This window comes from Cuneatibacter caecimuris (assembly GCF_004216775.1).
GTDB classification, from domain to species: domain Bacteria; phylum Bacillota; class Clostridia; order Lachnospirales; family Lachnospiraceae; genus Cuneatibacter; species Cuneatibacter caecimuris.
In genome coordinates, this window is the sequence record NZ_SGXF01000005.1 from 144,037 (window position 1) to 170,041 (window position 26,005).

Here is a 26,005-nt window from a genome sequence, read left to right on the forward strand (position 1 = left end):
AAGGGAAATAGTACACCGGCTGTATAAAATTGTGCGTTGACAGTTTTGGGCCGGCTGCCCTATAATGGATAAAATACAGAAAAGCAGGAGGGTAATTTTATGTGCATAAAGGATAAGGCCTGGTGGAAAGAGAGCGTGGTTTATCAGATCTATCCCAGGAGTTTTAAGGACAGCAACGGGGACGGAGTGGGAGACCTGAACGGGATTACGGAAAAGCTGGACTATTTAAAAGAACTGGGAATTGATGTAATTTGGCTGTCCCCGGTTTACCAGTCGCCCAACGATGACAATGGGTATGATATCAGCGATTATCAGGCGATTATGAAAGAATTCGGAACCATGGAAGATTTTGACAGGATGCTTGCCGCGGCTCATGACCGCGGAATCAAGATTTTGATGGATCTGGTGGTGAATCATACTTCCGATGAGCATCCCTGGTTCGTGGAAAGCAGAAAATCCACAGACAATCCATACAGGGACTATTATATCTGGCGTCCGGCCAGAGACGGAAAAGAACCGAATAACTGGGGTTCCTGTTTTTCCGGACCTGCCTGGCAATGGGATGAGCAGACCCAGATGTATTTCTTGCATCTGTTTTCCAAGAAGCAGCCGGATCTGAACTGGGACAATCCCAGAGTGCGCCGGGAAGTGTTTGACATGATGAATTGGTGGCTGAAAAAGGGCGTGGACGGGTTCCGGATGGATGTGATCAGCCTGATTTCCAAGGAGCCGGACCTTCCGGACGGACCGGCAGAACTGAATGGTTACGCCAGTTTCAATATGCCTGCCAACGGGCCGCACGTTCATGAATACCTGCAGGAAATGCGCCGGGAAGTCCTGAATAATGCGGACACCCTGACTGTGGGGGAATGCTCCGGAGTGACTTTGGAAGAAGCGAAGAAGTACGCCAATGCTGAGGGAACAGAGCTGAATATGGTATTTCAGTTTGAGCATATGGATGTGGATGCAGAGGCCGGCAATAAATGGACTGATAAGAAAATGCGCCTCTCTGAGATGAAAGAAGTGCTGACCCGCTGGCAGAAGGGCCTGGAGGGAATTGCCTGGAACAGCCTGTTCTGGGAGAACCACGATCAGCCGCGCTCTGTATCCAGATATGGGAATGACGGAGAATACCGGGAGGCATCCGCCAAGATGCTGGCTACCTGCCTGCATCTGATGCAGGGCACGCCGTATATTTATCAGGGACAGGAGCTGGGGATGACCAATGTGCCATTTTCATCCATTGACGACTTCCGGGATCTGGACAGCGTTAACGCCTATCATGAGCTGGTGGGGCAGGGGGTATTTACTGAGGAACAGATGCTGAAGTACCTGCGCCGCAAGAGCAGGGATAATGCGCGGACGCCTTTTCAGTGGAACAGCGGCAGCCAGGCCGGGTTCACGGCAGGGACGCCATGGATTATGGTGAATCCTAACTATAAAGAGATCAATGCGGAAGAACAGATGAACCGCCCTGATTCTGTGTTCCATTACTATCAAAAGCTGATCCGCCTGCGTAAAGAGCGTGAGATTGTGGTATATGGAAGCTATGATCTGCTGCTGCCTGAATCAGAAGAAATATACGCTTATACCAGGACGCTGGGAGACGAGAAACTTTTGACCGTGTGTAATTTTACAGATCATGAAGTCCGGTACGAGGTTCCGGAGGAATTCCGGGGAGGGGACTGCCTGATTTCCAATTATGACGCTCCCGAATTGAATGAATCAGTAACTCTTCGCCCTTACGAGGCTTTCGCGGCAGAAAAAAAGGAGTGACTATGTTTGGCCGGAGGAGAAAGGACCAGCTGAAATATGATCCTGCTATTCAGACGCCGGTACTGATGATAAGCATCTGCACAGGGGAAAAGACTCTGGGGTTCCGAAATAAACAAACCGGCGAGACGGAACAGGTAGCCTGTATTAGAAAAGATGAGGAATTAAAAGAATTGTGCAGGAAATTTGGGATTAGAGAAGAGGCAATTAAAAAAGAATGGTAGTATAAAGACAGCACCATTTCAACCGGGCCCGTAAATCCCCTCAGGTAAAGATGCGGCAGATAAAACGGAGGTGGCTACAGCCGTAAGGCATGGAACCATCTCCGTTTTATCTGCCGCCTTTTCGCGGATTCCCTCTTTATTTCTGTCATTGCCTGGGCAATTTTCTGAACCTGCCGGGGGTGACGCCGGTATAGCGCTTGAAGGTGCGTATAAAATTATTATAATCCATAAAACCTGTCTGCTCGGCGGCTTCTTCTACAGATCCCCCATCCGAAAGAATCTGCCGGGCAGCAGCAATTTTTTTTAACAGAATATAGTGATACAGAGACCCGCCGGTTTGGGTTCGGAACAGGTGGCCGAGATAGTATTTGCTGAGGGAAAAATCCTTTGCCACGCGGTCCAGGCTGATTTTTTCACCCAGGTGTTCATCCACATATTCCATGATTTTTGATACAACGGTTCCGATGGGAAGCGCCTGAAGCGCGCCGGTCTGTTCAAAAATACGATGGATCATGATCAGGATCTCAGCCAGGTATGCGTTGACCAGGAGATCCTGGCCATAGTTCTTATCTGTCAGAGCAGCGGATAATTTCCCTGCCAGTGTCAGGAAAATATCTATTTGATCTCCGGACAGAAGGACGGCATTTCCTGAACCAGGCGAATGGCTGTGAAAACAGGACAGCAGATCAGTCCGCCTGGTATTCATCTCTTGTATCAGTACCGGAGGAAAATGAATCACAATGCGTTCATAAGAGCTTCCGTCCAATGTATGGATTTTGTGGATTTCACGGCTGTTGACCACAAAAAGGCTTCCTCTCTCCAGCGGATAGCGGCTCTGCTCTACATAGGCTTCTGCATTCCCTTGCAGAAACAATATAATTTCATAATTATTATGAAAATGATAATCTCTGGTTCTTGTGGCAGGCTCTGCCATATTGCTGTGGCCGACAGACACAACTGCCTGCATTTCTTCAAAATAATTACTGTGCCGCAACACGGCGGCGCGCTTTGCATCCATAAAATCTCCGACTCATTTTGTATAAAGTTATAGCAAGATCCGCGTGTTTTGTGCCAATATACGCTTGGAACTGTCTGATATTATATGATACAATACAGAAAAATACAAGAAACATTTTGCAAAAGGAGGAAACTATGACAGGAAAAGAACAGAGGAAAGTATGGGTGGATGCAATGACAAGAATAGCCCGCCCGGTATTGGACAATCTGAGCCGGAGAAAGCTGCACAGCACGCTTCCATTGGACTTTCATGCAGAGAGATCAGAATTTGCTATGCTGGAGGCTTTTGGGAGAACATTGTGCGGCATAGCGCCATGGCTGGAGGCGGAAGGCCTTGAGGGGGAAGAAAAAGAGCTGCAGCATGAATTTGCAGGCATGGCTCTGAAAGCGCTGGACGCTGCCACAGATCCTCAGTCACCTGATTTTATGGTTTTTGACCATGGGGGCCAGCCTCTGGTTGACGCTGCGTTTTTATCCCACGCGCTGGTCCGCGCGCCTAAAACCTTAATCGGCGGCTTGGACCAAAGAGTAAAAGACAATCTGGTCCGCGCGCTTCGTTCTTCCAGAAAGATCACGCCAGGACCCAGCAACTGGATTTTCTTTTCAGCCATGGTGGAGGCAGCGCTGTTTCGGCTGGGCGCACAGGATTACGACATGCTTCGGGTATCTTATGCGGCCAGGGCTTTTATGGACTGGTATCAGGGAGACGGGCTCTATGGGGACGGCGCTGCGTTTCATTGGGACTATTATAACAGCTTTGTCATACAGCCTATGTATGTGGATGTGCTGAATACGTTTGCGCCTCTGTCAGAAGAGCTTGCGCAGCTTCAGCCTGCGGTAGCGGCCAGGGCAGCCAGGTATTCTTCTATTTTGGAAAGGCTGATCGGAGCAGACGGAACCTATCCGATTATCGGACGTTCCATCTGCTACCGTTTTGGAGCCTTTCAGCTGTTGTCACAGGCTGCGCTTCAGCATTTTCTGGAACCTGAAGTGACGCCGGCCCAGGTGCGCTGTGCGCTGACTGCGGTGATCTGCCGCATCATGAGCGCAGATAATATGTTTGATGGGAAAGGATGGCTCCTTCCCGGCGTGTTTGGCTGCCAGCCTGGCCTTGCGGAAACCTATATCAACCGCGGCAGCCTTTACCTCTGCAGCGCCGTATTCCTTCCTCTGGGCCTGAATCCTGAAGACCCTTTCTGGAACAGTCCGGAAACTGACTGGACTGCTAAAAAGATCTGGAATGGAGCGGACCTTCCGGCAGACCATGCAATCTCGGTTTGAAAACTTTAGATCAGGCTATTCAGGAATGACCAGGGAGATTTCCTCGCCTGTTATAGTCACCAGGGTGCGGTAAATCGCGTTCCCCCAGGTTTTGCTCATTCTGGAATCCTCAATGGAAATACGCTCTGTCCGGAGATCCTCTGCTCCTGAGATCAGACAGGAACCCGCGCTGCCAACAGTGAGCCTGCGGCCATCCCAGACAGGTTTTTCCCAGGTCATCAGAGTGAGGACGGCAGGCTGTGCGCTTCCCTGATACCGGTCGGTAATGGTCAGCTGCCTGCCTTTTTCCAGGACCACTGACCTGCGGTAAGAGCTGACCCGGGGATCATTGTAGGCTGCGGCCAGTTCCATGGAGATTGAGGCGGTTTCCGGATTCAGAGAGGCCCTAACATCTTCCGCCCGGTATACTGCCCCGGCCTGCTGCTGCAGGCCGGAGGGAGACATGCCGATATCTCCAGAAGCACCGAAGCTTTCATCCGGGCCAAAAGTAGGCAGATTATGATACCGGGACTGCATGGTCCAGATTTCATAGCGCCTGTCAGTAAAGGTTTTCAGCGTGTATGTCTGGACGCCCGCGTCAATGAACATCGGCCTGCCGTCCCGGAAAACAATAAAATGCCCCACATCATTGTGGTTGTGGCTGTCCGCATTGCAGCCGGATTTCACGGCTATTGTGAAACGGCTGTCCCTGGCGATCCATTGTCCCGCAATCTCATAGTATACATCCGCCGGCGCCGGCGCTTCCCCGCGGAAATTCATCATTTCCTCATAATAAGCGATTCCGAGAAAGACCTTCAGGGGGTTGTTCAGATGATTGTTGTAAATCCCTCCGGTCAGGTCCAGACCCCTTTCGGATACGCTTTTCTGAAAATCCAGAGCCGCGAAGGCCATCATATCAGGCTGTTCAGTCATTTTCGCAAACAAATACTCTGTCGCGCCCCGCCTGCCGGGACGGGCGTCTCCGTCTGCAAAGTTTACATACCAGCAATCGCTGATATGGGCATGATAAATGTATGCCGCCATATTTCTTATTTTGGAATCCTTCCATGCTGCGGCAAAAGCATTTCCTGTCACTGCGTTCAGAATCCAGAGATCTTGAAACAACTTTCCGGCAGCATGGGAATAATAACTGGATCCCTCATTGCATCCTCCGTCTTCGCCGTATACATCCAGAAAATAATCCAGGCTCTGCAAAGCCTTATGTATGCCTGCTTCCTGTTCCTCCCGAGAGACGTCCTCTGCAAAAAACAAGGTCAGAAGCATGTTGGCAGTGCACCAGGGAGTCCAGTTGTTGATCAGGCACTTGCCGTCCCCCATCCAGTAAAAATATTCCTGCAAATAAGGCTGAATGATGCGGCGGCGAAGCTGACAGGTGATATTATTTAAAATCAGAGGGCTGATTTCATTCAGCTGTTCTTTCAGCAACGTCCCTGTCATTGCCAGCAGAGCGCCGGTTTCAGCCGCGAACAGGTCGATGATAGGAGATGCCGGATCAGGAAGGACGCCGGGCTGACTGTCCCGGACGCGGAAATTGTGGGCGGAAAGATGCCAGCAGGTCTCTTCACAGATGCAGTAAATTCCGTTTATGATGTCGTTAAGAAAACGCCCCTCGTGTTCCGCGCATTCAGCAAAAACCAACTTTTCCAGCGCAACCCTTCGGCTAAAATACGGCGTTTCAAAAATCTGGCGGTTTCCGGTGCGGACGATTTCCATAAAATCTGTAGCCCGTATGGGCGGATAGGCGAAACGCAGGCATTCTTCGCCTGCCTGAATGAGATGCTGACGCATCTGCTTTGGCAGATGATCCCAGAATGCCCGGTCTGTCATCTGCTGCTTCAGCGCCGATGGATCCAGTGCCTCCTCGCGCCACTTGACTTCTTTTAATTTCATAAAGCCCCTCCTAAAGCGAATGCTTTGCTGTGGAAAAATTTAGAGATAAAATACTAATTTGTATATTCATTTAAATTATATCATCTTTTTATTTCCTATTCCATGAAATAAATTACAATAAATATGATAGTAAAATAACATATTATCATGTGAAAAAAGACACCTGGGTTTTTTTAACATAAGTTTTTATCAAGGCAAGCCCGGTTTTTTCCGTTACCGCTGTATTTTTTCGTTAAGTTTCTTTTGGCACGTTTCCTTTTCCGGCTAAATAATAGCATGGGATGTGATAGCCGTTCCACCTGCCCTTGGCTTCCATTTTGGCTGCCATAAGCAGCCAATCAAAAAACAGCACGACGCCTTTGGGGCTATCGTACTGTTTTGTCAGCTTCAGGCCACAGTTGCCCGAAGCGCTCTGTAAAATATTACGCCGAATAATATTTGCCGGGAATCGGGGAGAGTTGAATGGGCATCTGCTTTTCCGGCTGGGCCTCCAGCAGGAACGGCACGATCCCATCCTCCGGCAGCCGATTTCCGGGCAGAATCGCCTGCTTGTCAAATTTAAAGGTGACGCACCATGCGTCCGCGCTACCAGCCAGAGAGGCTCCCAGCGGGAAGCAGAACTCGCTCTGATCGTCCCGCAGGATGTGGATGAACTCCCGGCAGTCGGCGGGAACGGCGTCACTCACCTTCATTTCGCTGATGGCCTCAGCCGTGGCCGTCAGCCACTCAACATCATAAATATGGGCGCTGTCCAGGGCGAACACAAAAACAGCCGGAAGGTACTCCTCTGTACCGGGGAGCCATAGATCACTGTTGGCCTGTACCACCGCGCCGTAGATCAAGGGGGCATTGGCGAATTTATTACGCCATTTGTCTTTGCCAAACAGGGGCGCTTTTCCGGCCACGTCACGGAAAAAGCCGCTTTCCGTACTGCGGGGCGTAGAGCGGTAAGGCGTTAGCTTGTTTAAATCCGTGGGTAAGGCGGTGGCTTGGCGCTGTTCCGCAAAGGCGGCCTCGTTGGTCTCCTCCTGTGCGGCGATTTCCGCCTGCTTGCCACGGGCAGAAGATATATCGTAGCCTTTTTTTTCCATCTCGGCAATCTCTTCCTCGGTCATAGCGGCTTCCCAGCCGCCTGCCTCTTTTACCGGGTCAAATCCAAACAATCCCATAATTAATCTCCTTTTCCAAAATTGATTTTACATGAGTACCCATAGCACCACGCTGCACAGGATGATAACAATTCCGCCGAGCCTTGCAGGATGCGATATCCCTTCTCGCCAAAATGCCGATAGACGGAGGCACGAAAGCCCCACGTATTTTTACCCTGAAGATCGCAGACCCATTTCCAACCGAAGATCGCCCCAGCAGAAACAGCGCCACTGAAGTCAGAAACAATTGAATTTCATCCTTGAAATCCAATTTTCCGCGCCCCAGGCCAAGGACACTCTTTCCATTGTCCCTCGTTATCTTCCGCCTTTCCGGTAAGCAAGTCAATGGCGGCATCCGTCAGATAACCAAGATAGCTTTCAGCCGCGCTGTCACCGCAAAGCAACTTCCACATCAGGCCGCCGAACAAGTAAGAGCTTGAAAATTCACGCCAGCTATGCAGACTTTCCACCGCACGCTGAGAAAGTTCCCATAAAACCCCCTCCGCTTCGCCTTCGGTGATCCAGCCGAGAAAATAACCCCAGCGGGTCAGCATAGCTGCCCGTCCGACATCCCAGCCGGTCATAAAGCGGGGGACATAACGCGCTTTATAATGCTGTGCAAACCGCCATCCACGGCAAGCAGACTCCCGATCTTCCTTGTCCATGGATTCATCAAGCACTTGCTCTACGGTGTCTGCGTCACAATAGATTTGATACCGAAGCTCATAGCCCTCTTGGCTTAAATACCGAATGGTGTCCAATAATTCACTGCGGCCATTGATCCCCCAGGAACGCCGCACCAAGGAAACAATCTGCTGTTCCATAACCGGGGTATGCAGCTCCACGTCCATGCCGTCCAAATCATGGTTATTTAGCTTGGAAATCATACCCGAAAGTAAGATACCAAAATGTCTCCATTGAGGGGGATTTTTAGGGTATGTGACAGGTTCAGTTTCCGGGAGAGCCTCGAGCTGCGCCATCTTTTGATCCAAAAGGGCATAGAGTTCCTGTTCCAATGCGAGATCAAGTTCCCGTTCCTCAGACGCATCCTCTTCGTCCTCCATGTCCAGCGTTTCCAAGGCGGCAGAAATAATCCCCATATCTTCACCAAACATCTGCCTCATAAGGCCGTCAACCCCGAGAGCGGCAGCCTCAGCAACTTTCTGGTCTACCGTTTGCTGGATCATTTCCGGGCTAAACATTTTCCCTAATAGCTCGACCTGCTGCTGTGCGTCAGCGGCGGATTGAGCGGTTCCACCCTGTGCAGCGTCGTCAGGCTCTGTGGAAACGTTTAATTTTTTCCGCATCTGCTCAATATGCTTATTACTTTCCTCTATTGACTTTTGAAGCGACTCGGCCGCTTTCTCCGTTGCTGCCTGTGCACGTTTTCTAATTTCATCTAGATCAACCATCCTCATTTCCCTCCAATTCTTGTTCCGGCGGCAGGGTGTGCCACGCGGTCGGCTTTTTATTTTTGAAACACCATTTTTTTAGTTGGCAAAATATTGCTTCCACAAAATGAAACCACAGGTTTCCGGCGACGAATACGATCACCAGCACGGCCAGCACAGCTCCAATTTGTCCCCATGACATGAAAGCACCCCCCTTATTTCTTCTGGAACTGCTTCAAGAAGAAATCGGTGAACGCCTTTACCTCCTCATCTTGGGAAACATAGACATACAGTTTCTCGTCCTCCAGCCATTCACAGACACCAATCCCGATATAACCCTTCCTGTCCGGGTAAATAATAAATTCGTCCGTGGGGAACTTGTTCTGATATGCCTTCAAAATGTCGCTCTGTCGATAGAAAGTGGCGTCACCGCAGCCCGACAGATCGGGAACAGTAGGAATTACAACAATGGTCTGACTGGCCTCGTTCCAGCCTACGATCAGATTGCCGATCTTAGTTTTGCTGCCGTGGACAATACCATAATTGAAACGGCTAACGTCTTCCGTGTAGCCAAATAGGATTTTGTAGTCGCCGCCGTTTTCTACCACCTGGTTGAACAGAACACGCATTTTTTTACGGTTGGCATCACTTTTTGCCATATCTACTTGAGGCCCCTTAAACAGATTTCCAAACAGTCCCATGCTAAAAATCCTCCCATGCTAATATTTTAGAATGATTTTATGCCTTTGGATCAAAGACACAAATATACTTCACACCAACACCCGCTAACTTCTCAGCCGCTTGTGACCAGTGTGACCGCAAGTATCTTAATTACGATTACAATTGCGATAGTATTTAATTGGATTATACCTGAACACTTGAAAAAAAGCAAGCCCCCGCACATAGAAAAACGGCGCACCGTTTGGACGATGCGCCGCGTGCTGTTATTTGTCGGTGTCGGCCAGTGAGGCCAGATACCGGGAAAGGGCGGTTGCCTGGGCCTGGGCCGTCCGCTCCAATTCCTCCGGGAAGAAGAACGGGAGAGACCGGGCCGCCGAGTTGTAAATCAGGATGACGGAGAGGATCAGATTGCCCAACTCCTTAGGGGTGCATTTTTCCTGAGGGATCTGCCAGAGAGCCAGCACCTGTTCATAAAACTGCGCCTGCCCCTGCTGATAAGTTTCAATCTCCTCCGGGTTTAAATGCTTATATACCCACATCTCCTCCTCTTGGGTCATCACAAAGAAATGGTGCTGGCGGCTATGTGTGACCATATCCAAAAAGTGATAAATCATTTCTTCCAAGCTCATATCATGGTTTTTCGCGCTTTGCTGTACTTCCCGGAGCAAAAGCGTGATCTCGTAGTTGATGATGTGGATCACCAGCTCGGCCAGGGAGGTATAATAGTTTCCGTAAAAGAACGGCTTGGAGATGCCAACAGCTTGTAGGATGTCCTGGAGGGTGGTACCTTTCAGCCCCCGCTGGGACAGCATTTCCAGCCCCACCTCCAGCAAATCCCGCCCCACCTGCTCCCGTTCTTCCTTGGAATAGCCCTTTTTTGACATAGCCTCACCGCCTTTTTGTTGAGATACCAACAGTTTACCACAGCAGCAGGGAAATGTCATGCGCTCTTTTGGAGAACGCTACGCCAGATAAGCTATTTATCATAATTAATTGGTCAATCATTATCATGGTTTTCCTTGCAGCGCTGATGACAGCTCTTATCCTGCTGGTAAAAATGCCGGGCAGGAATGAGCCGCAGGTTTGAGCAACTTTAAAACAGTAAAGAATCACCAGGTTTTCTCCAGAGAAAGGTTCCAGTCCAGCTGATAGGGGCTGTTTTCCTTACCCTTAATATCCTCATATATTGTTCTTCGTTCCTGGCTGCTTTCGCTGGACCAATATTCATAACCGCGAAAGTAGCTGTCCATCAGTTCATCCCAGGAGGTAAAGCTGCTCTGGATGATTTTCGCAATTTCCATGGACTGGTCCAAGGCTTCCTGTTCCGTGTAATATCCGGCGATATAATAGCTGCCCAAAAGGGACATAGCCCTGCAGTAATCCCAGCCGTCGATAGCCGTTTCTCCATATTCCAGATAATCGGCATATGATTTTGCCAAATATTTCCCTTGTTCCTCATCTTCCGCAGCTTCTGAAAGGGCGGAAACAAGCTCATCCTCAGTCAGTTCAGAAGCTCCCTGCTCTTCCAGCGACTGCATCAGGGAAGCAAAATCAGTGCGGTGGCCTTCGGTGAGAAGCCAGTCCAGTGTTTCCTCCGCGCTTTCCCGGTCCGTCACTTCCCACCAATCCTCCAGAGATTTGATTTCTACTTTTTGATTTAAACTACTATTCTTCATGCCTCCCAATAAAGTGTAATCTCCATTGTTCAGCTCTGTCAGGACTGCGTAGGTTCCGTTCATCCAGAGAACGGTATCCGAGGTTTTTGCCTGAGAGGAGCAGCCCGTCAGGAGAGACAGAGCGGTGATACAGACTGCGGCGGAAATTTTTTTTGCAGATATCATTATTTTTCTCCTTTTTGTAATTTTACATCAGCCGGGTGCGCATAATGTATAAATGTATTATACTATATTTTTCACTGATTTTAAATATCAGACAGGAAGTTCAGGTTTCTTTTTTTCTTTTGCCGTGCTATACTGTCTGAGTAAAGGAAGAGGTATAACAGCCGGTTTTATGGAGGAATTATAGATGGAATATTTATTAGACGCGCACACCCATACGCTGGCCAGCGGCCATGCTTACAGTACAATGACAGAGATGGTTGAGGCGGCTGCGGAAAAAAAACTTGCGGTTTTGGGGATAACAGAACATGCTCCCCTGATGCCGGGCAGCTGCAAGGAATTTTATTTCCAGAACCTGAAAGCGGTGAGCAGGGAATATTATCAGGAGAAATTCGGCGTGCGCCTGCTGCTGGGGGCGGAGCTGAATATTATAGATTATAAAGGAACCGTGGACCTCCCGGTCCCCACCCTCAAACGCATTGATCTGTGTATAGCCAGCATGCACCGCCCCTGCCTGAAATATGGAAGCAGAGAGGAAAATACGGAAGCTGCGGTGAGGGCCATGGACAACCCTTTTGTCAATATCATCGGCCATCCTGACGACAGCCGTTTTCCGCTGGACTACCTGGCCCTTGTACAGGCGGCAAAGGAAAAGGGCGTGCTGCTGGAGGTGAACAACAGCTCCATGAATCCCGGCAGTTACCGCATGGGCGCCAGAGATAATTATAAGATAATGCTGGATTACTGCATGCGCTATCAGGTTCCGGTGGTGGTGGACAGCGACGCCCATTTCAGGACAGCAGTGGGCGCTCATGAGAATGCATCGGGTGTGTTTGAAGAGATTGGTTTTCCGGAAGAACTGGTGGTCAATGGAAATCCCGAAAAATTTGAGAAGTTTCTTTATCGGAAACAGTAAAAATCTCTTTACTTCGCAACTTTAATATGATAAACTATCTGCGGAGAATGGTAGTGCGGCGGACGAAAGAAGCAGCCGTGCGACAGGGAGGAAGGAAATGAACAAAAAAATTAAGACGCCTGCGGTGGACATGCTGTTTGACGCTGTTCTTACGCTGGAGAACCAGGATGAATGTTATGCCTTTTTCGAGGACATATGTACTGTAAATGAGCTTTTGTCTCTGTCCCAGAGATTTGAAGTGGCAAAAATGCTGCGCCAGAAAAAGACTTATTTGGAAATTGCAGAAAAGACAGGGGCGTCTACAGCGACAATCAGCCGCGTGAACCGCAGCCTGAATTTTGGCAATGACGGATATGACATGGTGTTCAAACGTTTACCGGAAGATAAATAGATAGCAGCAGCGATCACAGGAGGCCGGCCGGCTGAAGCATATTCAGAGGCCGGCTGTTTTATTTACGAAAAAAAGCTGCTAAATGGAAAAGCTTCTTCGCAGGCTCACAGCTTTGAATTTTTCATTCGGTATTCACTGGGAGAAAGGCCGGAGAGCTTCTGGAAGGTAGAAGAGAAATAGCTGCTGGAACTGAATCCCAGTTCATTGCTGATCTCGCGGATACTCATCTGTGTGCCGGATAGCAGCAGCTTTGCCTGCCTGATTTTAACATTCCGGATGTAGTCCGCTACGCTTACCCCAGTTTCTTTCTTGAATTTATGGGAAAAATAATATTCTGTGTATCCAGTGCGGCCAGCCAGCTCCGATATGGAGAATTTTTCTGCCGGATGCATGGAGATATAATCGCGGATACATTTTATCTGTCTGGATAAAGAACTTTCTTTTTTGGAATCCCGGACTCTTTGGATAAAATCATCCATCATAGTCCTGGTCAGACTGCTGAGCGCTGAAATAGTTTTGCAGTCTTCAAGCATCTGTACATAATAATCATTCAGTGAATAAGCAATAGAAGGATTCAGACCGCCTGCCATTGCAGCCCGGGAACAGAGGGCCAGGAGGATGATCACACTGTTCTTTTGCTGGCGGAGTGAATCACCGGTGTCAAAACGTATTCCGCCGTTCAGGAAGCTGGTACGCTCCAGCGCTCTTTTATAATCTGGATTTCCCTCCCGGAACATCTGCAGCAGGGCCTGCTCCGCCAGCCAGATTCCATAGTGTTCTTCAGAGACCAGCTGGATTTCATCAAAAGCAGTGGATGACTCCCCGGAAGGAAACTGGATCTCGTTAGAAGTGATTTTTTCCCCGGTAAGACAGTAGTGGAACATTACAGCATACTGAAACAGCTGGGCAGACGGTATGATGGGGACCTCCCCAATCTGCCGGAAAATAGCAGAGCGCAGTTTAGCAGAAAGATCGCGCTGATCCAGTTCCTTTTTAAACAACAGATGAGAATTCCGCCCCGTAAATGCAGGCCCCAGCAGGCAGATCTGTTCCAGCTGCCGATCCTGGTATAGAAAACCGGCGATATAGAGCATATTCAGAGCAGTTTCCAAAATAAAAGGATACCGTCCGCCATCCTGTATATATTTTTTCAGTGAACCAGAAAAATTCAGCAAAGAAACGGCATTGCCTGCTATAAGGGCAGCAGGGCAGTTTGTCTCAATCAGCGTCATCTCCGGCGTATAGTTCCAAAAATATATTTTATAATTGCAGTTAATCAATTCCTGAAAAAAGGCCATCTTGTCTTTCACGTCCATTTTGCCTATCCTTCTGGTTAACTATTTTTCATCCAGATATGGCCGGAGCAGCAATTATGAAGATATCAGCGCTATAAACATAAATTTACAGCTTCTGAAATCCCCTCACTGAAACTGGGATGAGGACGGATCACCTCTGCCATCTGTTCCACGGTAAACCCATGGGCCACGGCGGAAGTAAATTCGCTGATGAGATCTGACGCTCTGGCGCACATCAGCTGAGCGCCCAGCACTTTATGGCTTTCCCGGTCATAAACAACTTTTACAAAACCCCGCTCCTGAAGGGTGAGGACAGATTTTCCATTGGCAGACATGGGATATTTCCGGCTCTGCGCGTCAATGCCTGCAGCAATGGCTTTTTCCAGCGTCATTCCGACGGAAGCAATTTCCGGATCGGTGTAGACGCAGGACGGGACGATATCCAGGCGGATTGCGGGTGCTTTTCCCGCCATATGGCGGACAGCGCAGATCCCTTGAGCCGCAGCCGCATGAGCAAGCTGAATTTTTCCTGTGGCGTCGCCTACCGCATATATGGAAGGGATGCTGGTTCGGAAATTTTCATCAGTCAGAAGGCATTCCCGGTCCATTGCAGGCCGGCAGCCTGGAGAGAAAAGCCCGCTGATACAGGGTTTGCGCCCTGTTGCAAACAGAACCCCGTCAGCTTCCAGGCAGAGGGTATGCTCTTTTTCTTTGTAATGGCATAAGACCTTATTTCCCGGAGCCTCTTGCAGGGAAATTACCTGCGCGGCGGTGTGGATTTCTGCACCTCGCTTTTTCATCAGCATTTTCAGGCTCTGGCTGAGTTCTTTATCAAAATTTGCCAGAATCCGGTCCATTGCTTCCAGCACAACTACCTGGCTGCCCAGCGCCTGGAAGACAGAAGCAAATTCCATGCCAATCACTCCGCCGCCGATGATCAGCAGCCGGGAAAAAACTGGGCCCTGGTAAGACAGCAATTCATCGCTGGTCATTACAAGAGGGCTGTCCCCGCCGGGAACAGGCGGAACAGAAGGGACGGAACCGGGGGCTGCCAGGATTAGGCGGCCTTCAATGACCTGTTCTTCCTTACCGGAAATTTTGACTTCATGCGGGCCGGTGACGGCGGCGGTTCCGCGGAACAGCGTAATTTTTTGTTTGCCCAGCCTCTGTTCAATCCCCAGCCGCAGCTTCCTGACATTTTCCTCTTTATAGCGCTGTATGGATTCCAGGGAAAAGGATACCTGTTCTGCCGAAAGGCCAAAGAGACAGGCGTTCTTCATTTCCCGGAACAAGCCGGACGCATGGAGCAGAGACTTGGTGGGAATACAGCCCCGGTTGAGGCAGGTCCCCCCCACTTCATTTTTTTCCACCAGAGCAGTTTTCATTCCCAGAGACGCGCCTTCCAGGGCGGCCTCATATCCGCCGGGGCCGGCTCCTATTACAATCAGATCATACAAATCCATAATTTTCCTCCTATATCGCCTCTTTCAGCCAGATCCGGATCTCTTCCAGAACAGGGCCTGGGACGTTTTGTTCTGCCAGGCAGCTGCACAGCCTTTGTGAAATCTCAGCGCCCTGGCAGGGGCATCCGTGCAAAACAGAGCATTCCTGGGAGAACCAGGCCTGCTCCATGGCGTCGGAATACAGCCTGGCATCCAAAATCCGTCCGGAATCTGCCTGCAGAGCCAGTTCCAGGCTTCCCCAGGAAAAACGGTGGGACAGCTCCATGGTAAAGGAAAGGGGACGTCCAAAACGCCACTGCCAGGAGCTGCGGAGTTTTCTGATTTTTTCGATTTTGTCTTTTTCCAGACGGTTGGGCGGCAGTGGTTGGGAGGGCAGCCGGTAAACTTTTTCAAAGGCCTGAATGAGAGCCCGTTCCAGAGACTGAATGGTCAGCCAGGGGGCTTGCTCAATCAGGTTGCCTACCCTGGAACGGACCGAATCCACCCCTTTTGACTGCAGCTTGCCGGCAGATACTGTCAGGTATTTTGACATTTCCTCCGTGTCAGTATTCAGCAGGAGGGTACCGTGATGAAAAAAAGCATTGCCGGACTGGTAAAAGGCGTTGCCGGAACATTTCCTTCCTGCCATGACAATATCGTTCCTTCCGGTCTGATCAGCTTGGATTCCTAAAGAAGCTAATGCGCTCAAAATTACGGATAATTGCCGGAGGATATCAGCTTCCTGCCGGGACAGGATAAAGGTGAAGTTCAGGTTCCCGGTGTCATGGTAGACAGCCCCTCCTCCGGAAAGCCTTCTGGCCAGCCGGCCTCCGTCGGCTTCCAGGAGGGGTATATTGCATTCCTTCCATGGATTCTGGTTCCTTCCCACCACCACGGTTCTGTGGTTCTGCCACAGATACAGGATACATTCTCCTGCTTCAAAGTGGAATGTGAGAAATTCCTCCACAGCGAGATTCAGGAAAGGATCTGTGTCCGGGGCAATATATGTGGATAATTTCGTAATCATGGCCTACTCCTGTGGATATTCGTAACAGACGATTGGTCTGCGGGCCGCAGCCACCTCGTCCAGCCTGCGGACAGGAGTATGGAGAGGCTGTAAATGGATGGTACTCGGTTCTTTTTGTGCTTCATCCAGGATCTGGTTCATGACTTTTGCGGCTTCCTCCAGCGTTTCCCTGGGCTCAGTTTCTGTGGGCTCAATCATCAGCGCTTCCTGCACGATCAGCGGAAAGTACATGGTAGGAGGATGAATGCCGTGATCCAGCAGGGCTTTTGCAATATCCGCAGCAGAAATACCAGATGTTTTTTTCTCCTGTTCCAGAGTGATAACAAACTCATGCATACAAGGCCGGTCATATGCTGCTTGAAAATGGCCTTTTAAGAGCGACATCATATAATTGGCATTGAGCACAGCATTCCTTGCTGCTTCCGGGATCCCTTCTTTCCCAAGCTCCAGCAGGTAAGCATAGGCTTTGAGCACAACAAGAAAATTTCCGTAAAAGGCCTTGACGTCTCCGATGGAATTTGGAGGTCTTTTCAGAGAATAGCGGCTGCCGCATGGATTTGGCAAAAAGCCTGGGAGAAACCGGGATAAACTGGCCTTGCAGCCCACCGGTCCGCTGCCGGGACCGCCGCCTCCGTGGGGAGTGGAAAAGGTCTTGTGCAGGTTCAGGTGTACAATATCAAATCCCATATCCCCGGGCCGGGCAATCCCCATGATTGCGTTCATGTTGGCTCCGTCGTAATAGCAAAGGCCTCCGGCGTCATGAATAATTTTGGTAATATCCAGTATATTGCGGTCGAAAAGGCCCACAGTGTTCGGATTGGTCAGCATGAGTCCGGCAGTTTTTTCATCTGCCGCCTGTTTCAGCGCATCCAGATCCACACAGCCGTCCGGGCCGGAAGGGAGATTGACCACTTCGTAGCCGGCCATTGCCGCGCTGGCGGGATTGGTTCCATGAGCAGAATCGGGCACAATGATTTTCCGGCGCTGTTCATCGCCTCTGGATTTGTGATAGGCCCTGATCAGGAGCAAGCCGGTGAATTCCCCGTGGGCGCCGGCGGCCGGCTGAAAAGACATGGAATCCATGCCGGTAATTTCACAGAGCATGGTTTCGCAGCGGGCCAGCACTTCCAGGCAGCCCTGGACGGAATCCTCCGGCTGCAGGGGATGGATGCCGGTAAATTCTCTCATGGAAGCAAGCTCTTCATTGATTTTGGGGCTGTATTTCATGGTACAGGAACCTAACGGATAGAAACCGTCGGATACACCGTGCGCCCGTCTGGCCAGAGCAGCATAATGGCGGCTCAGTTCAACTTCAGAAACTTGCGGCAGACGAACAGCCGAAGACCGGGCAAAAGGACCGGGATCAGCTTTCGGAACATCACATTCCGGGAGAAGGTCTGTCCCCTGTCCGTCCGTTCCTAGTTCAAATATCAGCTTCACGCTTCAGCCACCTCCTTTATAATCTGTACCAACTGATCGATTTCAGTTTTGGTATTCATCTCTGTGGCGCACCACAGGATGCGGCTGTCATCTAGGGGGAGTCCTCCCAGGAAATCCTGTTTCTCCAGGGCTTTCAGAATCTGGGGGGAAGAGAGCCCTGGCGGGCAGACGGTAACGAATTCATGGAAATAAGGCCCCTGATGGACCCGCCTGCAGCCTGCATTTTCCAACTGTTCCTGGAGATAATGTGCCTTTGCCATGCAGCTTTCGGCAGCGCGGGCCAGGCCCCGGGCTCCCATGACAGCAAGGTAGGCGGCCGCGGTCATCGCGCAGAGCGCCTGATTAGAACAGATATTGGAACTGGCTTTTTCCCGCCGGATGTGCTGTTCTCTGGCCTGCAGCGTCAGGACAAATCCCCGTTTTCCGTCTATATCTGCAGTCTGGCCCACGATCCTTCCGGGAAGCCTGCGCATCAGCTCCTTTCTGGCAGCCATGAATCCAAGATATGGGCCGCCGAAGGAAAGCGGCATTCCCAGAGGCTGTCCTTCCCCTACGGCAATATCCGCGCCGTAATCTCCCGGGGATTTCAGGATGCCCAGAGAAATCGGATTGCAGCCCAGGATCAGCTTTCCGCCCTTATTATGGACAATACGGGCGATAGCGCTGCAGTCCTCCAGACAGCCGTAAAAATTCGGCTGCTGTACATAGAAGCAGGCAAAAGCTTCCTCAGGCAGCGCATCCAGCGCTTCCAGATCTGTACGGCCGTCTTTTTCCTGCACAAGGACAAGCTTGATACCATTGCCCGCACAGTAGGTGCGGATAACGGACAGCGCCTGAGGCTGCACAGCAGCGCTGACGTAAACGGTGTCTCTTTTTCGTTCCCGGCACATGGCCACAGCTTCGGCTGCCGCTGCAGCTCCGTCATAAACAGAGGCATTTGATACATCCATTCCAGTCAGGCTGCAGATCATGGTCTGATACTCGAAGATGGATTGGAGCAGGCCCTGGCTGATCTCCGCCTGATAGGGCGTATAAGCTGTGACAAAAGCCTCTTTAGAGACAGTGCTTTTGACAAAAGCCGGAATATAGTGCCTGTAAGCCCCGGCTCCCCGGAAAATGTGCGGAAATACATGGTTTTTCTTTCCGGTTTCTTCCAGGGAACTCCGCACTTCCATTTCAGAAAGCCCTGAGGGCAGTTTTAATTCCCTGTTAAGTCTTACATCAGCCGGGATATCATCATAAAGCCTGTCAAAGGAAGAAAATCCCGCGGCCCGCAGCATTTCTTCCTGTTCTTTTTTAGTATTGGGCACATAACTCCCCATATGGTTTCACCTCCCCTGGTATGGGTTTACGTCTGAGCAGCGCAGAAAGATTCATATTCTTCTGCATTCATCAGGTCCTCTTCCGAGAAGATGTCTTTTACCCGGATCAGCCAGGCCTCATAGGGGGATTGATTGATGGTTTCAGGGGCGTCCAATAGGGTTTCGTTAATCTCTGCCACGGTTCCGTCAACAGGAGAAATAATATCGGAGACAGCCTTGACGGATTCCACGTCCCCCAGCGCTTCTCCCGCCCGCAGCGCATCACCGGGTTCGGGAAGATTAACAAAGACCAGATCGCCCAGCGCATCCTGTGCGTAGTCAGTCAGGCCCACCAAAATCTGAGTTCCCTCTTGCTTTACCCATTCATGGGATTTGGAATACTTTAAGTCTTTTGGAAAGTTCATACATATGCCTCCTTGTGTTTGTATTTACAATTTTAATATCCTCGGTTAAAAGCTGCTGTTTTTACCTGCTGTAAAAAAGGTTATTTATTGCCCTTGTAAAAGGGAAGCCCCACCACTTCCACTGGAATTCTGCGGCCTCGTACTTCCGCTGTGAGAGCAGTCCCCGGGATGGCAAAACTGCTCTGCAGGAGCGCCATTGCGCCGGGAAAGCCCAGATAGGGGAGATAGGTGCCGGAGGTGCTGACCCCAACCGGCTGTTCTCCTGAAAAGACAGGGCAATTCTCCCTGACAATACCCCGTCCCGTCACTTTCAGGCCTGCCCGGGTTCTTGCCGGCACGCCTTTTTCCAACAGCGCCTGCTTCCCGATAAATTCAGGCTTTTCCATTTTCACAAAGTTGCCGAGCCCGGCTTCCAGAGGCGTAATTTCCTCGGTCATCTCATGGCCGTATAAGGGCATGCCGGCTTCCAGCCGCAGCGTGTCCCTTGCTCCCAGGCCGCAAGGCAGCAAGCCAAATTCCTTTCCTGCCTTGGTCAGCTCGTTCCACAACGAGGATGCATCCTTTGCCGCCAAATAAAGTTCAAAGCCCTTTTCCCCGGTATATCCTGTTCTGGAAATAACGCAGTTCAGACCGGCGGCTTCTGCCTGAAAGACGGCGCTGTAATATCTGGACGGCAAGTCTGCGAAACCAGTGATTTTTTCCAGAACAGCCTGTGCATACGGCCCCTGAAGGGCGATCTGCGCAGTTTCAGATGAAATATCCTGCAGGTCCACCCGTCCCTGGCAGCGGCTCTTCATCCATAGGAAATCCTTTGTACGGTTGGAGGCATTTACCACAATAAAGTAACAATCCTCCTTTATGCGGTATACGATTAAATCATCTATGACTCCTCCCTGTTCATTGCACATGGGACTGTATCTGGCCTGGCCGTCCAGCATCCCTGAAAAGTTATTGGTCATTAAATAATTTAGAAATTTCAGGGAGTCCGGTCCCGTACAGAGAACCTCCCCCATGTGAGAAACATCAAAAATCCCGCAGCCTGTGCGGACAGCCATGTGCTCTTTCACAACGCCGGCTTCATACTGAACCGGCAGCAGATACCCGGCAAAAGGCACCATTTTTCCTCCCTCTGCAATATGGATATCATACAGCGGCGTTTTTTGTTCCATTGCAACCTCCTTTCTTCTCCTGCGGACAGCCGCATATACAATTGATATTTCCATGAAATGAAAAAGTATCCTGCCCGCGGGCTTCCCTGCCTGCGGTGTGTCGCTTTAGCGACGTGATCCCTTACGCTGCAGTGCGGTCCCCCGAAGGGTTTTATTTCATAGGAAACGCAGTTCAAATTAAAAATAAAAAAGCACATGGAAAACAATCGTTCCATGCGCTCTGTCATTAACCTGAAAGATTTGCCTCTTCGGTGTATCTGTATAAACAGATACTTTTCAGAGTATCGTCAGAATATGGTTCGTTTACCTGAGAGTTTCCGCAAAGCCCCTTCGGTGTGCCGCGGCAGAATCAAAACCCGGCAGCTCTCCCAAATCCTTCATCCGATGCTATTTTATTAATTTGATTATAGCATGGAGAAAAGGCAGTGTCAATCCAGGATGAATGTGGTTTCGGGAAGAAAAAGGAGGGGATTTTCAAAGGGGTTTGAACAATTGAAGTTGATAATAGATGTTGAAAACTGTCTTTGCTTATGGTAGATTTTGATTATGGCATGGAAAGACAGACTTTTAAGTTCCTAAACAGGCGATACGATGGAAAGGACATAAAATGCGGACAAGAGAAGAAGTTTTAAAATATTGCCTTTCTTTCCCCGACACATATCAGGATGCCCCGTTTCATGATGATAACTGGCAGCTGGTGCGTTTCAGAAAGAACAGAAGAGCTTTTGCCTGGACCTATGAAATGGAGAATCAGATCCGGGTGAATGTAAAAGTTGATCCCCAGTGGAGGGATTTCTGGAGGCAGGCATACCAGGCGGTAATTCCCGGATATCATCAAAACAAAGAGCATTGGAATACAATTATCCTGGACGGAACCATCCCGGAGAATGAAATCAGGAGAATGCTCGCAGAAAGCTACGATCTTATTTCCGAAAATAATAGATACAAGAGAAATTAAAAAGCGGCTGCAATATGATAAGGTGGAAAGATTTTCGGAAAAAAGAGGTTGACAAATGGTTTTGCTGTGAATATAATAGCTGTAATAAAACATTAATAAGTTAAACCGATGAAGCGGAAGTAACGGCAGCATATGCGCTTACAGAGAGTCCGGGAGCTGAGAAAGGGCAGAAAAGCAGGTTGTCAAATGGGCCGCAGAGGGCGCAGTCAAAGAAGGGTACCTTCGAGTATTCTGCGACGTGTAGGCATACGTAAGTTGCCGGGGATATGTTGGTATCCTGCAGAGAGCGCAGCATAAGCTGTGAATCAAGGTGGCACCGCGGGCATAATAGGAATAGTGAACCCCGCCCTTGACAGAGATCAAACTCTGTCAAGGGCGGGGTTTTGGCATTGAGCACTTAATGAGCGCGAGCCGGAGGTGAAGTGCGAATTTAGTGCGAAAGCCCTTCGCGCCCCTTAGCAAGCGAGCCGAAGGCGAGAGAGCTTAGTGAAGCGAAGATCCCGAAGCTTAATGAGCGCGAGCCGGAGGACCCAAAATGAAAAGGAGGAAACATCCATGTACCCATCACTGAAAGAAGTTATTGATCTGGCAGGCAGCGGGCAGTACCGCAGAATTCCCGTATGCCGGGAAATCTATTCGGATTTTCTTACGCCAGTGGAGGCCATGCGTATTCTGAAAAATGCAAGCCATCACTGTTTTATGCTGGAAAGTGCGGAGGACAGCAAGCGATGGGGACGTTATACTTTTCTGGGTTATGACCCGACAGCAGAAATTACTTGCGCAGAGGGGAATTTGAGGGTTCGGTATGGAGAGTATGTCGTAGAAAAGAAGGGAGACCCGCAGCAGGAGATCCGGCGGATTTTATTAGAAAACAGGGGGCCCAGGCTGGAAAATATGCCGCCTTTTACGGGAGGCCTTGTAGGCTTTTTTTCTTATGAATATATCCGCTATATGGAACCAGGGCTGAATATATCATGCGAAGACCAGGATTTTCAGGATGTGGACCTGATGCTGTTTGATCAGGTTATCGCATTTGATAATTTCCGGCAAAAGCTTGTCATGATCGCGGGAGTAAGGGCTGAAAATCCCGAGAAATCCTATAAAGAGGCGGAGGAAAAGCTAAAGACACTGGAACTGCTGCTGAGGACAGGACATAAGGCAGATCCTCAGCCCATCCATTTAAAAAATCCATGCAGCCCTTATTTTTCAGAGGCAGAATATTGCGGCATGGTGGAAAAGGCAAAACATTATATCCGGGAAGGGGACATTTTTCAGGTGGTGCTGTCAAATCCGCTGGAAGCAGAGGCGGAGGGAAGCCTTTTTGATATATACAGAACGCTCCGTGCCAGTAATCCGTCTCCTTATATGTTTTACTTTTCCAGCGACAGCATAGAGATCGCGGGAGCATCGCCGGAAACGCTTGTAAAGCTGGAAAACAGCATACTTCAGACATTCCCGCTGGCCGGGACCAGGCCGAGAGGAACTTCAGAAGAGGAGGACATGGCGCTTGAGCAGGAGCTGCTTTCAGATGAGAAAGAACTGGCAGAACACAATATGCTGGTAGATCTAGGGAGAAATGATATTGGCAGGGTCAGCAGGCTGGGGACTGTTCAGGTAGAAAAATACATGAGCATTGAACGTTTCTCTCATGTCATGCATATCGGTTCTGCGGTAAGGGGCGAGATCAGAGAGGACAGGGACGCGCTGGATGCCATAGGCGCAGTGCTGCCGGCCGGAACGCTTTCCGGCGCTCCAAAGATCAGGGCCTGCGAGATTATACACGAACTGGAGGGCAGAAGGCGGGGCGTATATGGAGGGGCAATTGGATATCTGGATTTTGCGGGGAATATGGATACCTGCATAGCAATCCGCCTTATCTATCAGAAAAACGGCAGAATCTGTATCCGCTCAGGAGCGGGAATTGTGGCGGACAGCGTGCCCGAAAAAGAATATCAGGAGTGCATGAACAAAGCAAAAGCTGTGTTGAACGCCATAACAGAGGCGGAAGGAGGCTTGGTATGATATTGCTGATTGATAACTATGACAGTTTTTCTTACAATCTTTACCAGCTGATCGGAGCGGTAAACCCTGAGGTGGAAGTAATCCGTAATGATGCCTGGACCGTGGAAAGGATAGAAGCTGCGGCTCCGGAGCTGATTGTGTTGTCGCCCGGCCCCGGCCGTCCTTCTGAAGCTGGCATATGTATTGAAACCGTCAAAAAGCTTTCCGGGAAAATACCGATTTTGGGCGTGTGTCTGGGGCACCAGGCGATCTGTGAAGCTATGGGAGCTGAGATTTCCTATGCAAAACAGCTGATGCACGGGAAACAGACGCCTGTCAGACTGGATACAGGAAGCAGGATGTTTGCAGGTATGGAAAAAACGATTCAGGCTGCCAGATATCATTCTTTGTCAGCGGTTAAGGAAACTTTGCCGGAAGAACTGCAGGTGACTGCAGCCAGTGAGGATGGAGAAATAATGGCAGTGGAGCATAGAAAGTTCCCTGTTTACGGCGTTCAGTTTCACCCCGAATCCGTAATGACGCCTCAGGGAATTCAGATCATCAAAAATATTTTAAGCAAGAGGAGGCAGGCAATATGATCCGCGAAGCAATTTTAAAACTGGCAGCAAAAGAAAATCTTACTTATTCGGAAGCAGAAAAAGTAATGGATGAAATTATGGACGGGGAGGCAACTCCTGTACAGATGTCAGCTTATCTGACTGCACTTTCCCTGAAAGGAGAGACAATTGATGAAATTACCGCTTCCGCAGCCGGAATGCGCGCTCATTGTATCCGCCTTCTGCATGATATGGATGTGCTGGAAATAGTAGGAACCGGGGGAGACGGTTCCAATTCCTTTAATATTTCCACCACTTCAGCGCTGGTAATATCAGCAGCAGGCGTGCCGGTGGCAAAACATGGAAACAGGGCTGCTTCCTCCAAATGCGGCGCTGCGGATGTGCTGGAAGCTCTCGGCGTAAACATCACAGCGCCGCCGGAAGCCAGCGCTTCACTTTTAAAAAAAATAAACATCTGTTTCCTTTTTGCCCAGAACTACCATATCGCCATGAAATATGTGGCGCCGATCCGTAAAGAGCTTGGAATCCGGACGGTCTTTAACATCCTTGGCCCCCTGTCCAATCCGGCAGGGGCCAATATGGAACTGATGGGCGTCTATGATGAAACGCTGGTGGAGCCGCTGGCAAAAGTGATGTCCAATCTTGGAGTGACAAAAGGGATGGTGGTATATGGGATGGACCGTCTGGATGAGATTTCCATGAGCGCGCCTACCAAGGTATGCGAGGTGCGGGACGGGCAGTTTCATTCCTATGAGATTACGCCGGAACAGTTTGGCTATTCCAGGTGCCGCCCCGGGGAACTGGCCGGAGGTACGCCGGAAGAAAACGCTGAAATTACCAGATCCATTTTGGACGGTAAAGAGCAGGGGCCAAAGCGTCAGGCAGTATGTATGAACGCGGGCGCAGCCCTCTATTTGGTTGGAAAGGCCCGAACCCTGGAAGAGGGTGTGAAACAGGCTGAAAGACTGATCGGCAGCGGAGCTGCCAAAAGACAGCTGGATGCCTTTATTAAGGAGAGCAACGCATGAAAAAAGAGCAGAATATTCTGGAAGCGATTGTAAAAGGAACCAGGGAACGGGTAAATCATAAAAAGAAGAATTTGACTCTGGAAGAGCTCCAGGATCAGGTGCGGAGTTTTCCGGCAGCAATGGATTTTCCATTTGAAAAAGCATTGAGGACAAAAGGCCTCAGCTTTATCTGTGAGGTAAAAAAGGCATCGCCTTCCAGAGGAATAATATCGCCTGACTTTCCTTACCTAAAAATAGCCCAGGAATATGAACAGGCAGGGGCATCTGCAATTTCCTGCCTGACAGAACCGGTATACTTTCAGGGAAAAGATGAATACCTCAGGGAAATTGCAGAAACAGTGTCTGTTCCTGTGCTCAGGAAAGATTTTGTTGTGGACGCTTATATGATCTGGGAGGCTAAATTACTGGGGGCTTCGGCGGTTCTGCTGATCTGCGCAATTCTTACCGACAGGGAACTGGAGGAATGGATCAGGCTGTGCCACAGCCTGGGGCTGTCCGCGCTGGTGGAAGTGCATACAGAGGGTGAAGTGCTCAGGGCGCGGCAGGCCGGAGCCAGGATAATCGGAGTGAACAACAGGGACCTGAAAACGTTTCAGGTAGATATTAATGTCAGCCAGCGGCTGAAAAAACTGGTTCCACAGGAGATCATATTTGTTTCTGAAAGCGGCATACGTACCAGAGCGGATATTGAGCTTTTGGAAAGACATGGAACCGATGCAGTTTTAATCGGGGAGACGCTGATGTGTTCTCGTGATAAAAAGGAACAGTTAAACCGATTGAAAGGAAAGTAA

Annotated in this window: 25 protein-coding genes and 1 riboswitch; of the genes, 10 read left to right on the plus strand and 15 right to left on the minus strand. The window is 49.9% G+C overall.

Annotation, left to right across the window (positions count from 1 at the left end):
• Positions 1–99: 99 nt before the first annotated feature.
• A complete protein-coding gene (locus EV209_RS12185) occupies positions 100–1,776 on the plus strand; it encodes a glycoside hydrolase family 13 protein (protein ID WP_130435745.1) in 1,677 nt (558 codons plus the stop codon).
• Positions 1,773–1,997 carry an aspartate dehydrogenase gene (locus EV209_RS12190; protein WP_165388920.1) on the plus strand — a complete coding sequence of 75 codons (225 nt, stop codon included), beginning with the start codon at positions 1,773–1,775 and terminating at the stop codon, positions 1,995–1,997. Before EV209_RS12185 ends, EV209_RS12190 begins: the two co-directional genes overlap by 4 nt.
• 145 nt (positions 1,998–2,142) lie before the next feature.
• Here the strand turns inward: EV209_RS12190 and EV209_RS12195 are convergent, their stop codons facing one another.
• On the minus strand, positions 2,143–3,015 hold the full coding sequence (locus EV209_RS12195) for a helix-turn-helix transcriptional regulator (RefSeq protein ID WP_130435747.1): 873 nt from the start codon (positions 3,013–3,015) through the stop codon (positions 2,143–2,145).
• 134 nt (positions 3,016–3,149) lie between these two features.
• On the opposite strand from EV209_RS12195, the gene EV209_RS12200 reads away from it, so the two are divergent.
• Positions 3,150–4,295 (plus strand): DUF2264 domain-containing protein, encoded by a 1,146-nt coding sequence (locus tag EV209_RS12200; protein ID WP_130435748.1) that lies wholly within the window; start codon positions 3,150–3,152, stop codon positions 4,293–4,295.
• Positions 4,296–4,310: 15 nt separating this feature from the next.
• Here EV209_RS12200 and EV209_RS12205 read toward each other — a convergent pair whose 3' ends face one another.
• The 7 genes from EV209_RS12205 to EV209_RS12240 all read right to left on the minus strand — a co-directional run bounded on the left by EV209_RS12205 (position 4,311) and on the right by EV209_RS12240 (position 11,246).
• A complete protein-coding gene (locus tag EV209_RS12205) occupies positions 4,311–6,185 on the minus strand; it encodes a heparinase II/III domain-containing protein (protein WP_130435749.1) in 1,875 nt (624 codons plus the stop codon).
• Positions 6,186–6,607: 422 nt separating this feature from the next.
• Entirely contained in the window at positions 6,608–7,354 is a 747-nt protein-coding gene (locus EV209_RS12210; RefSeq protein ID WP_130435750.1) for a hypothetical protein, read from the minus strand.
• 233 nt (positions 7,355–7,587) lie between these two features.
• Positions 7,588–8,745 carry a DUF1266 domain-containing protein gene (locus tag EV209_RS12220; RefSeq protein ID WP_165388921.1) on the minus strand — a complete coding sequence of 386 codons (1,158 nt, stop codon included), beginning with the start codon at positions 8,743–8,745 and terminating at the stop codon, positions 7,588–7,590.
• Positions 8,738–8,926 carry a hypothetical protein gene (locus tag EV209_RS12225; RefSeq protein ID WP_130435752.1) on the minus strand — a complete coding sequence of 63 codons (189 nt, stop codon included), beginning with the start codon at positions 8,924–8,926 and terminating at the stop codon, positions 8,738–8,740. The genes EV209_RS12220 and EV209_RS12225 overlap by 8 nt, the downstream gene beginning before the upstream one ends.
• A gap of 13 nt (positions 8,927–8,939) precedes the next feature.
• Positions 8,940–9,425 carry a hypothetical protein gene (locus tag EV209_RS12230; protein ID WP_130435753.1) on the minus strand — a complete coding sequence of 162 codons (486 nt, stop codon included), beginning with the start codon at positions 9,423–9,425 and terminating at the stop codon, positions 8,940–8,942.
• Positions 9,426–9,668: 243 nt separating this feature from the next.
• Complete coding sequence (locus tag EV209_RS12235; protein ID WP_130435754.1) at positions 9,669–10,289, minus strand: TetR/AcrR family transcriptional regulator; 621 nt, start codon at positions 10,287–10,289, stop codon at positions 9,669–9,671.
• Between the two features lie 225 nt (positions 10,290–10,514).
• The gene (locus tag EV209_RS12240) at positions 10,515–11,246 is read right to left on the minus strand and encodes a DUF1266 domain-containing protein (RefSeq protein WP_130435755.1); all 732 of its coding nucleotides are present in this window, start codon (positions 11,244–11,246) and stop codon (positions 10,515–10,517) included.
• Between the two features lie 184 nt (positions 11,247–11,430).
• On the opposite strand from EV209_RS12240, the gene EV209_RS12245 reads away from it, so the two are divergent.
• Together EV209_RS12245 and EV209_RS12250 are read left to right on the plus strand one after the other, a co-directional pair.
• A complete protein-coding gene (locus tag EV209_RS12245) occupies positions 11,431–12,159 on the plus strand; it encodes a phosphatase (RefSeq protein ID WP_130435756.1) in 729 nt (242 codons plus the stop codon).
• A 97-nt stretch (positions 12,160–12,256) separates the two neighbouring features.
• Positions 12,257–12,550, plus strand: a complete 294-nt coding sequence (locus EV209_RS12250) for a YerC/YecD family TrpR-related protein (protein WP_130435757.1) — start codon at positions 12,257–12,259, stop codon at positions 12,548–12,550.
• A 104-nt stretch (positions 12,551–12,654) separates the two neighbouring features.
• On the opposite strand, the gene EV209_RS12255 is transcribed toward EV209_RS12250, so the two are convergent.
• The 7 genes from EV209_RS12255 to gcvT form a co-directional block, all read right to left on the minus strand.
• Complete coding sequence (locus EV209_RS12255) at positions 12,655–13,866, minus strand: helix-turn-helix transcriptional regulator (protein WP_130435758.1); 1,212 nt, start codon at positions 13,864–13,866, stop codon at positions 12,655–12,657.
• Between the two features lie 71 nt (positions 13,867–13,937).
• Entirely contained in the window at positions 13,938–15,311 is a 1,374-nt protein-coding gene (gene lpdA / locus EV209_RS12260) for a dihydrolipoyl dehydrogenase (protein WP_130435759.1), read from the minus strand.
• A 7-nt stretch (positions 15,312–15,318) separates the two neighbouring features.
• Positions 15,319–16,314: a lipoate--protein ligase gene (locus EV209_RS12265; protein ID WP_130435760.1), complete on the minus strand. Its 996-nt coding sequence runs from the start codon at positions 16,312–16,314 to the stop codon at positions 15,319–15,321.
• A 3-nt stretch (positions 16,315–16,317) separates the two neighbouring features.
• The gene (gene gcvPB, locus EV209_RS12270) at positions 16,318–17,754 is read right to left on the minus strand and encodes an aminomethyl-transferring glycine dehydrogenase subunit GcvPB (RefSeq protein ID WP_130435761.1); all 1,437 of its coding nucleotides are present in this window, start codon (positions 17,752–17,754) and stop codon (positions 16,318–16,320) included.
• Positions 17,751–19,076: an aminomethyl-transferring glycine dehydrogenase subunit GcvPA gene (gene gcvPA / locus EV209_RS12275; protein ID WP_130435762.1), complete on the minus strand. Its 1,326-nt coding sequence runs from the start codon at positions 19,074–19,076 to the stop codon at positions 17,751–17,753. Before gcvPA ends, gcvPB begins: the two co-directional genes overlap by 4 nt.
• 26 nt (positions 19,077–19,102) lie before the next feature.
• A complete protein-coding gene (gene gcvH, locus EV209_RS12280; protein WP_130435763.1) occupies positions 19,103–19,480 on the minus strand; it encodes a glycine cleavage system protein GcvH in 378 nt (125 codons plus the stop codon).
• An 80-nt stretch (positions 19,481–19,560) separates the two neighbouring features.
• Positions 19,561–20,649 carry a glycine cleavage system aminomethyltransferase GcvT gene (gene gcvT, locus EV209_RS12285; RefSeq protein WP_130435764.1) on the minus strand — a complete coding sequence of 363 codons (1,089 nt, stop codon included), beginning with the start codon at positions 20,647–20,649 and terminating at the stop codon, positions 19,561–19,563.
• A gap of 285 nt (positions 20,650–20,934) precedes the next feature.
• A riboswitch (glycine riboswitch) is annotated at positions 20,935–21,030 on the minus strand.
• Positions 21,031–21,256: 226 nt separating this feature from the next.
• Between gcvT and EV209_RS12290 the strand changes: the two genes are divergently transcribed.
• The 5 genes from EV209_RS12290 to trpC all read left to right on the plus strand — a co-directional run bounded on the left by EV209_RS12290 (position 21,257) and on the right by trpC (position 26,005).
• Positions 21,257–21,607 carry an MmcQ/YjbR family DNA-binding protein gene (locus EV209_RS12290; protein WP_130435765.1) on the plus strand — a complete coding sequence of 117 codons (351 nt, stop codon included), beginning with the start codon at positions 21,257–21,259 and terminating at the stop codon, positions 21,605–21,607.
• Between the two features lie 555 nt (positions 21,608–22,162).
• Positions 22,163–23,629 (plus strand): anthranilate synthase component I, encoded by a 1,467-nt coding sequence (trpE, locus tag EV209_RS12295; protein ID WP_130435766.1) that lies wholly within the window; start codon positions 22,163–22,165, stop codon positions 23,627–23,629.
• Positions 23,626–24,207, plus strand: a complete 582-nt coding sequence (locus tag EV209_RS12300) for an anthranilate synthase component II (protein WP_130435767.1) — start codon at positions 23,626–23,628, stop codon at positions 24,205–24,207. Before trpE ends, EV209_RS12300 begins: the two co-directional genes overlap by 4 nt.
• On the plus strand, positions 24,204–25,214 hold the full coding sequence (trpD, locus tag EV209_RS12305; RefSeq protein WP_130435768.1) for an anthranilate phosphoribosyltransferase: 1,011 nt from the start codon (positions 24,204–24,206) through the stop codon (positions 25,212–25,214). Before EV209_RS12300 ends, trpD begins: the two co-directional genes overlap by 4 nt.
• On the plus strand, positions 25,211–26,005 hold the full coding sequence (gene trpC / locus EV209_RS12310) for an indole-3-glycerol phosphate synthase TrpC (RefSeq protein ID WP_130435769.1): 795 nt from the start codon (positions 25,211–25,213) through the stop codon (positions 26,003–26,005). The genes trpD and trpC overlap by 4 nt, the downstream gene beginning before the upstream one ends.

What these genes read in the sequence shown, in the direction of transcription:
- EV209_RS12220 (WP_165388921.1), bottom strand. Translation starts at nt 8,745, where the DNA reads ATGGTTGATCTAGATGAAATTAGAAAACGTGCACAGGCAGCAACGGAG.
- trpD (WP_130435768.1), top strand. Translation starts at nt 24,204, where the DNA reads ATGATCCGCGAAGCAATTTTAAAACTGGCAGCAAAAGAAAATCTTACT.
- gcvH (WP_130435763.1), bottom strand. Translation starts at nt 19,480, where the DNA reads ATGAACTTTCCAAAAGACTTAAAGTATTCCAAATCCCATGAATGGGTA.
- EV209_RS12195 (WP_130435747.1), bottom strand. Translation starts at nt 3,015, where the DNA reads ATGGATGCAAAGCGCGCCGCCGTGTTGCGGCACAGTAATTATTTTGAA.
- EV209_RS12255 (WP_130435758.1), bottom strand. Translation starts at nt 13,866, where the DNA reads ATGGACGTGAAAGACAAGATGGCCTTTTTTCAGGAATTGATTAACTGC.
- EV209_RS12225 (WP_130435752.1), bottom strand. Translation starts at nt 8,926, where the DNA reads ATGTCATGGGGACAAATTGGAGCTGTGCTGGCCGTGCTGGTGATCGTA.
- EV209_RS12240 (WP_130435755.1), bottom strand. Translation starts at nt 11,246, where the DNA reads ATGATATCTGCAAAAAAAATTTCCGCCGCAGTCTGTATCACCGCTCTG.
- EV209_RS12290 (WP_130435765.1), top strand. Translation starts at nt 21,257, where the DNA reads ATGCGGACAAGAGAAGAAGTTTTAAAATATTGCCTTTCTTTCCCCGAC.
- EV209_RS12300 (WP_130435767.1), top strand. Translation starts at nt 23,626, where the DNA reads ATGATATTGCTGATTGATAACTATGACAGTTTTTCTTACAATCTTTAC.
- EV209_RS12205 (WP_130435749.1), bottom strand. Translation starts at nt 6,185, where the DNA reads ATGAAATTAAAAGAAGTCAAGTGGCGCGAGGAGGCACTGGATCCATCG.
- trpC (WP_130435769.1), top strand. Translation starts at nt 25,211, where the DNA reads ATGAAAAAAGAGCAGAATATTCTGGAAGCGATTGTAAAAGGAACCAGG.
- EV209_RS12235 (WP_130435754.1), bottom strand. Translation starts at nt 10,289, where the DNA reads ATGTCAAAAAAGGGCTATTCCAAGGAAGAACGGGAGCAGGTGGGGCGG.
- EV209_RS12200 (WP_130435748.1), top strand. Translation starts at nt 3,150, where the DNA reads ATGACAGGAAAAGAACAGAGGAAAGTATGGGTGGATGCAATGACAAGA.
- trpE (WP_130435766.1), top strand. Translation starts at nt 22,163, where the DNA reads ATGTACCCATCACTGAAAGAAGTTATTGATCTGGCAGGCAGCGGGCAG.
- EV209_RS12265 (WP_130435760.1), bottom strand. Translation starts at nt 16,314, where the DNA reads ATGATTACGAAATTATCCACATATATTGCCCCGGACACAGATCCTTTC.
- EV209_RS12250 (WP_130435757.1), top strand. Translation starts at nt 12,257, where the DNA reads ATGAACAAAAAAATTAAGACGCCTGCGGTGGACATGCTGTTTGACGCT.
- EV209_RS12210 (WP_130435750.1), bottom strand. Translation starts at nt 7,354, where the DNA reads ATGGGATTGTTTGGATTTGACCCGGTAAAAGAGGCAGGCGGCTGGGAA.
- EV209_RS12245 (WP_130435756.1), top strand. Translation starts at nt 11,431, where the DNA reads ATGGAATATTTATTAGACGCGCACACCCATACGCTGGCCAGCGGCCAT.
- gcvPA (WP_130435762.1), bottom strand. Translation starts at nt 19,076, where the DNA reads ATGGGGAGTTATGTGCCCAATACTAAAAAAGAACAGGAAGAAATGCTG.
- EV209_RS12230 (WP_130435753.1), bottom strand. Translation starts at nt 9,425, where the DNA reads ATGGGACTGTTTGGAAATCTGTTTAAGGGGCCTCAAGTAGATATGGCA.
- EV209_RS12185 (WP_130435745.1), top strand. Translation starts at nt 100, where the DNA reads ATGTGCATAAAGGATAAGGCCTGGTGGAAAGAGAGCGTGGTTTATCAG.
- gcvT (WP_130435764.1), bottom strand. Translation starts at nt 20,649, where the DNA reads ATGGAACAAAAAACGCCGCTGTATGATATCCATATTGCAGAGGGAGGA.